This window comes from Candidatus Oscillochloris fontis (genome assembly GCF_004138135.1).
In the GTDB taxonomy this organism is placed as follows: Bacteria; Chloroflexota; Chloroflexia; order Chloroflexales; family Chloroflexaceae; genus Oscillochloris; species Oscillochloris fontis.
The window spans coordinates 57330-63329 of record NZ_RYFD01000027.1 but is presented as its reverse complement, the minus strand read 5'-3'; the positions used below and the strand labels follow the sequence as shown (position 1 = coordinate 63329).

Genomic DNA, 6000 nt, shown 5'->3' with positions numbered 1-6000 from the left:
CGTGCTCTCTGCTCCATAGGTAATCGGCACGGCAGCGCTTATACTCAGATGGGAGCGATGACGCCAAACGAGTCCGGCAGTAAAGGAGCCCGAATCGTCTTGCCATGTGTGCAACCATTTTACACCGGCATCCAGGGGCTTGCTGAAAAGGCCGCTGTAGCCTAGTGCAAGACCGACACTATGTCCGATCTTTCCCGGGATTGTTGCGTCGATATAATACTCTCCATAGGAAAGCAAGTTCCCCCAGCTACGATAAAACCCGGAAAGGAGCCCAAAGTCGGATTCGCCGTCGCAATAATTGAAAATGATGTCTGTAAAGAAATCAGTTCCCCCGAGTACTGTCTTTAGGGACGACACTGTTCTGAGCCCTTCGGCTCCCCTATAACGGGCACCGAAACCTGTTCTCAGATAACCGAACACCAGGTCGGCGCTCAGGCCGTAGGCCAACTCCCTGTAGGAAGGATTCTTCGGCTCGGCAAAAAAATCCTTCTGGGCGAGCGCAATAGCCGAAATGCCGGACAGCATGGTTGGAAGGCTCAGGCGGAAGGCTGTTCCCTCGTCGCTGTCGGCCATGATGTCGCCGGGTGTAAAAAGTCTACCCTGCCCCCAGTTAACCGAAAATTTGCCGACGCGAATGAAGGCTAGGGGAACTCCATAGTAGTCTGCGTAGAGTTCGCCCAACGTAATGTCCGACCAAGTATATTGACCGGAAGCGGGATCCAAATCTACGCCCACTGAACCGTACACCCGCAAGTCCTGATCGGGCTGCGCAGTCATAGCCAAGGTTGTTTCTGCCTTAGCCCCTATAGTGGCATCCAGATTTTTCCGGGGGTCGTAAAGGTCCGGCCACTTCGTCCAGCCCATCGAGCAGCAGCATGACATGCCCCGCCTCCACTTCAGCCCAGACCGCATCGGCGAGGCCGGTGGCGGTGCCTTTGGGTTGGAGGTGGTCAACGAGGTAGTTCCAGAGATCGCTGGCCGTGCCACAATTCTTGGGGCTACTCTGGAGCAGCCGCGCCAGGGGTAAGAGCGGCACAACCATCGGCAAGAGGCGGCCAAGCTCGCCCCAGCCGTCAAGATGCGCCGCCAGATCATACGCCGCCTCGATCCCGGCACGCGCCAAATGGCGGGCAAGGTAGCGCAAGACCGTACTCTTACCCCCGCCGGGTTCGCCCATCAATACCACATGGCGCTGCGCGGCGATAGCCTCGGTGACAATCTGTGGCCCCTGGAACACCAGCGTGAGGTGATCGCCCTCCCAGGTAGCAACCATCTGCAAGAGATCTGCGGCGCTGGTCTGTTCGAGATCGGGGCTACGATACTCAGCCAGCATCCCCTCGGTGCGGTGTGGCTCTAGGCTGCGGAAGGTGGTGCGCCGGTGCGCGGGCATACACGCCGCCCCGGTATGGGCTTGGAGATAGGCATCCAGCGCTTCTTTGCTCAGATCGGCAACCGCAAACTGCTCACGATCACACAGTGCCGTCGTCGCCAACTGGGTGTAGACCTGATCAAGCCCCAGGCGCAGCGTATCGTCACGTTCGCGCTCGTGGGAGACCCCCTGTAGCGGCATCACCTCGCACAAACGCGCCACTTGAGTCAGGTAGGTGGCGATCAGTGTGCTGGCATCCGCGTCGCGCTTGCCATTGATGAAGATGTGGCCATAGACGTGCCCGGCAACAGCAACACCGACGTTAGCCTCATCCTTGATGGTCTGGGTATTGCCCGCCGGGGCAGGTTGTAAAGTATCGGCAGCGAGGAGCGCATTGACCGCTGCGGGGGTATACTTACTGCGCAGGCGATCAAGCTTCTGCGCATACTCATCCGCGTCCAACACACCTTTAGCGAGCAGATCGCGGAGTTGCTGAAGCGTCGTAGCGAGATCATCCGACATACACAGACTCCCCGGTACAGATGTTTATCCGCAGATTACGCAGATGACGCAGATTGTTTTTATTTTATCCTAAAAATCTGCGTAATCTGCGTCATCTGCGGACATATCATCCGGTGCGTCATCTGCGGACATATCATCCGGTGCGTCATCTGCGGACACTCTACGGAGAGGAGCCACACCCATGCACGACTCAGCCCTCGCGGTACGCCACGTCACCCGCGACGAACTCGGATTGCCCCAGGAGATCCTGGCGCAGCTTGATGACCTGACCACGGCTTATGGCCAACCCAGCCTCGTCCTGGCCGATCTGCCCGATGGCCTCTTCGATCCACTGATCAAGACCGACCGCATCGGCGAGGTGTGCATGGTGTTGCGGCGGCGCAACGGGCGCATCCTCACATGCCGCAAAGAGATCTACCCGCCCGGCGTGATGCGCCTGCTGACTGGCGGCATCCATCCGGGCGAGCCGATTGCCGAAGCACTGATGCGCGAGGTAGCCGAGGAGACCAGCCTAGAGGTGGCGGTGCGGCGCTTCCTCAGCCTGATCGCCTACCGCGCCCCCACGCCGCCCCGTGATGACTTTACCTTCTTCACCTTCGCCTTTTTACTGGATGAACTGAGTGGCGAGTTACAGGTGCAAGATCCCGACGAGCGGATCGAGGCATTTGAAGAGGTGGAGATCCCACAACTCTATGCTCAGGCCGCCTTTATGGAGCACCTGGACGCCAGCCAATCACGGGTGATCAGTGGCAGTTGGCGCGCCTGGGGCCAGTTTCGCGGCGTGACACATCGAATCGTGGCCGATCTGTTGTCATAACTTCTCTTGACGCCACCCTAGAACCCTGCTACACTGCCTGTGGTGACGCGGCGTGGAGCAGTGGCAGCTCGTCGGGCTCATAACCCGAAGGTCACAGGTTCGAATCCTGTCGCCGCTACCAGAATCAGAGAGCGCGATGACACGTGATTGTCATCGCGCTCTTTGTATTTCACAGTTTCTCTGGCACCCAGGATTGACGCAAAGATGCAAAGGCGCAAAGGATTCAATATAGCCTCCAAATCATACCCTTTGCGTCTTTGCGCCTTTGCGTCAAGCAGCGAAACCGCTTTCTCCCAAGTGTAAACAGTTCATCGCCACCGGCATCAACGCCTGCTGGATCGCATACCCCGCCTTGAGTAACGTCCACTCCGTGCCGGGCGCACCGACCAATTGCACCCCCACCGGCATGCCATTCCCCGAACGCCCGACCGGCACCACCAGCGCGGGCAAACCCGCCAGGTTAACCCAGGTCTGATAGCTGATGGTGAGCGGGAAGATGACGCTCCAGCCGTGACGCGGGGCAGTCGTGGGGAAGACCGGGCAGATCGCGAAGCCATCCTCACCCACAAGCTCGGTAAACTCGGCGCGTAGTTGGTGGCGCCAGATTTGACCATCAACCCCCAGGCGATTCATCAGGAGCGAGCCATAGTGGGAAGAGAGCCAATAACGCAGCGCCCCGGTGGCAATGCGCGGCTGATCGGTGAGGTTGTTCTGCAATTCGCGCAGCGGCGACCAAAGCTCACCACCACCAAAGCCCCGGCAGATTGCCTCACGCTCATCCTCATTGATCCTGGCCAACCAGCCCGCCACAGCCAAGCGGCGATGATCGGGGGCGGCTTGGTGGGCACGCATGCCGCTGTCGGTAAGGGCGCGCACTGCGGCATTCACCCCGCCCTGCACCGCACCACTACTGGGAATGAGACCATCATCCAACCAGAAGCCAAAGGTCTGGCCCGCAAGCGAAGCGCTATCGAGGGGTTGGGCAGGCTGCTCGCTAAGGATAGCAAACGCGAGTGCCACATCCTCGACTCGGCGCGCCATCGGGCCAACCGCATTCAGATCGGCGAGACGACCCACCGAGGGCGGCCAGAAGCCCACCTCGTTGATCAGGCCACTCGTGGGGCGTAGCCCGACAATCCCGCACCATGCAGCGGGCAGCCGGATGCTCCCGGCAATATCCGAGCCGAGGCCCAGTGGCGAGCCACCCGCCGCCAGGATCGCCGCCTCGCCCCCAGTTGAGCCACCGGGACTACGCGCCAGATCCCAGGGGTTATTGGTACGCCCAAAGAGGTAACTGATCGTCTCCTGATCCCAACAATTATCGGGCGTATTAGTCTTCCCCAACACAATCGCCCCCGCCGCCTTCAGCCGCGCCACCGCCACCGCATCCTGCTGCGGCAGATGCACCTTGGCACTCAAGAGGCCACAGGTTGCGGGCGTACCAGCCACATCAAACGCCTCTTTAATCGTGATCGGTACACCATGGAGCGGGCCAAGCGACGCACCCTGGCGCACACGCTCATCGGCCTCACGCGCCTCCTGGCGTGCCCGCGCAAAACGCTGCTGCACCACCGCATTCAGCGCCGGATTGACCGCTTCGATACGGGCAATATGGGCATCTACCACCGTAGAGGGCGAAAATGTACCCTGTTGGATGGCCTGAGCCAACTGGCTCGCAGAAAGACTAAGTAATGGGTGCATAGGGGAACCCTTCAGACTATAAGGAAATGGTGCATTCATTATACCCTGTAGGGGCGAAGCATCGCCCACCAATTCAGTTTGTGTTTCCCAAACTATATGACAGGCGATGCTTCGCCCCTACAGCATGCCCACCACTGTTCGCACATCCAGAGCCTCCTGTTCCAATTTGCAGCCCAATTCGAGCAGCGTGGTAATCAGGGGCAGACAGTCGGCGAGCAAGGGCTGGCTCTTCAGCGCCAGCAGCGCACGCTGATCGCTGGAAGTAAGCGGCTTGGCGTGGTGTTGGTAAGCGCGGAGGGTGGCTACATCCATCGCCAGCGGCGAGATAGCGCCGAGGTGCGTGCGCAGATGAGCCAGGATACGCAGCCCCCCGGCATCAAGATCGCCCCAGTGGTACACGGGCAGATCGGGGCGAAGCTGACAGATCGAGCGCAGGAACACGAGCAGCGTCGGGCTGGCAAAGCCGCCGGTATAGAGCAGAAGAAGATCGGGCGGGCGGAGCGCGAGCAGTTCGGTAAAACTGGTCGCATTCTCCACCGTAAGCAGCCGCGTAGCGGAACACGCCGCCACATCAATCTGGCGCAGCATCGCAGCCGAGAGCGCCAGCGAGGGGCTGAAGTGGGCCAGATCAATCGCCGCGCCCTGCGTAGGCTGTAAGATCAGCGGCCCGGCCAGCGGGATATATTCGGGGGTTCGCTCGATACCATAGGCACGCAGCAGCGCCGCATCATCACCCGCAAAACTCGCCGCATCGGGGGCATAGCCACGCAAGACACTCAGCAGAGGCGAGCGCAACTCCTCCAGGCGCTTGCTATCGCCAAAGAGGCGCGTACTGAGCGAGCGCTCCAGTATGGGTGCCTGAAGCTCAGCAAGAGTACCGAGGAGCCGCAGCAGATCGGCATTGAAGGCAGCATCGCCCAGCACCAAGGGGGTAGGCGCACGCCCAGCCGCAATCTGATCGCGCACCCCGGCGAGGAAGCGGGCGTACCAGCCGGGAGGCGGGTGTTGGGTATCGAGCAAAGCCAGCAGATCGGCAACCTGATCAGTACGCGGTTGGCGTTGCAGCAAGTGGTAGAGATCACTCGCCCGCTCCGGCAGCAGATCGAGCGCCTCCAACCAATTCCCCTGCTCCCACTTCTGCCAATGTAGACGCAGCGCCCCGGCGTCGGCAAGCTGCTGCACGATCTGGTTGGTCTGCTGGCGCGGAGCCACATCTTCTGGCGAGAAGTAATCGGGGTGCTGCGCCGGCACAAGACGCACCCGGATCACCTGTTGGCGCCCCGGCTGTTCGGCGCGATCGAGCAGGGTGTGGAGGAGCAGCGCGGCCACGGCGGGGAGGGGATTCTTGTGCATCACACTTCTCCTACGGGGCAGGGGCGAAACATCATTTGTCATATCGTGTACGTGCGGATAGAACGGTTAGCTGGTGAAGCGGCTTACCGCATTGCGATGAACTGAATGGGTCTCAGTATCCCGGTGAGAGAGAGGGGCAACTATTCCGCAATGTGGTACGTTAAACAGAAAGTTGGACTGTCTCAGCCCGAAATGACAACCCGGCTCTTGTCAGAAAACAGAACATATGTTACTATTT

At 60.1% G+C, this 6000-nt stretch carries 5 protein-coding genes and 1 tRNA gene; 2 read left to right on the top strand and 4 right to left on the bottom strand.

The window, feature by feature from the left end:
* On the bottom strand, positions 1 to 777 hold a 777-nt coding region (locus EKD03_RS11445; protein ID WP_153188294.1), incomplete at its 3' end, for a hypothetical protein.
* Between the two features lie 19 nt (positions 778 to 796).
* Positions 797 to 1891: an SHOCT domain-containing protein gene (locus tag EKD03_RS11440; protein WP_129630691.1), complete on the bottom strand. Its 1095-nt coding sequence runs from the start codon at positions 1889 to 1891 to the stop codon at positions 797 to 799.
* 181 nt (positions 1892 to 2072) lie between these two features.
* Here EKD03_RS11440 and EKD03_RS11435 point away from each other — a divergent pair, with 181 nt between their 5' ends.
* Entirely contained in the window at positions 2073 to 2708 is a 636-nt protein-coding gene (locus EKD03_RS11435) for an NUDIX hydrolase (RefSeq protein WP_129630689.1), read from the top strand.
* A 46-nt stretch (positions 2709 to 2754) separates the two neighbouring features.
* A tRNA-Met gene (locus tag EKD03_RS11430) sits at positions 2755 to 2829 on the top strand.
* Positions 2830 to 2978: 149 nt separating this feature from the next.
* Here the strand turns inward: EKD03_RS11430 and EKD03_RS11425 are convergent.
* Together EKD03_RS11425 and EKD03_RS11420 are read right to left on the bottom strand one after the other, a co-directional pair.
* Complete coding sequence (locus EKD03_RS11425; RefSeq protein ID WP_161569251.1) at positions 2979 to 4409, bottom strand: amidase; 1431 nt, start codon at positions 4407 to 4409, stop codon at positions 2979 to 2981.
* 117 nt (positions 4410 to 4526) lie between these two features.
* Positions 4527 to 5762: a Wadjet anti-phage system protein JetD domain-containing protein gene (locus EKD03_RS11420; protein WP_161569250.1), complete on the bottom strand. Its 1236-nt coding sequence runs from the start codon at positions 5760 to 5762 to the stop codon at positions 4527 to 4529.
* Positions 5763 to 6000: the final 238 nt, after the last annotated feature.

Excerpts from the sequence above, each read along its gene's own strand:
- EKD03_RS11440 (WP_129630691.1), bottom strand. The coding sequence starts at position 1,891 with ATGTCGGATGATCTCGCTACGACGCTTCAGCAACTCCGCGATCTGCTC.
- EKD03_RS11435 (WP_129630689.1), top strand. The coding sequence starts at position 2,073 with ATGCACGACTCAGCCCTCGCGGTACGCCACGTCACCCGCGACGAACTC.
- EKD03_RS11425 (WP_161569251.1), bottom strand. The coding sequence starts at position 4,409 with ATGCACCCATTACTTAGTCTTTCTGCGAGCCAGTTGGCTCAGGCCATC.
- EKD03_RS11420 (WP_161569250.1), bottom strand. The coding sequence starts at position 5,762 with ATGCACAAGAATCCCCTCCCCGCCGTGGCCGCGCTGCTCCTCCACACC.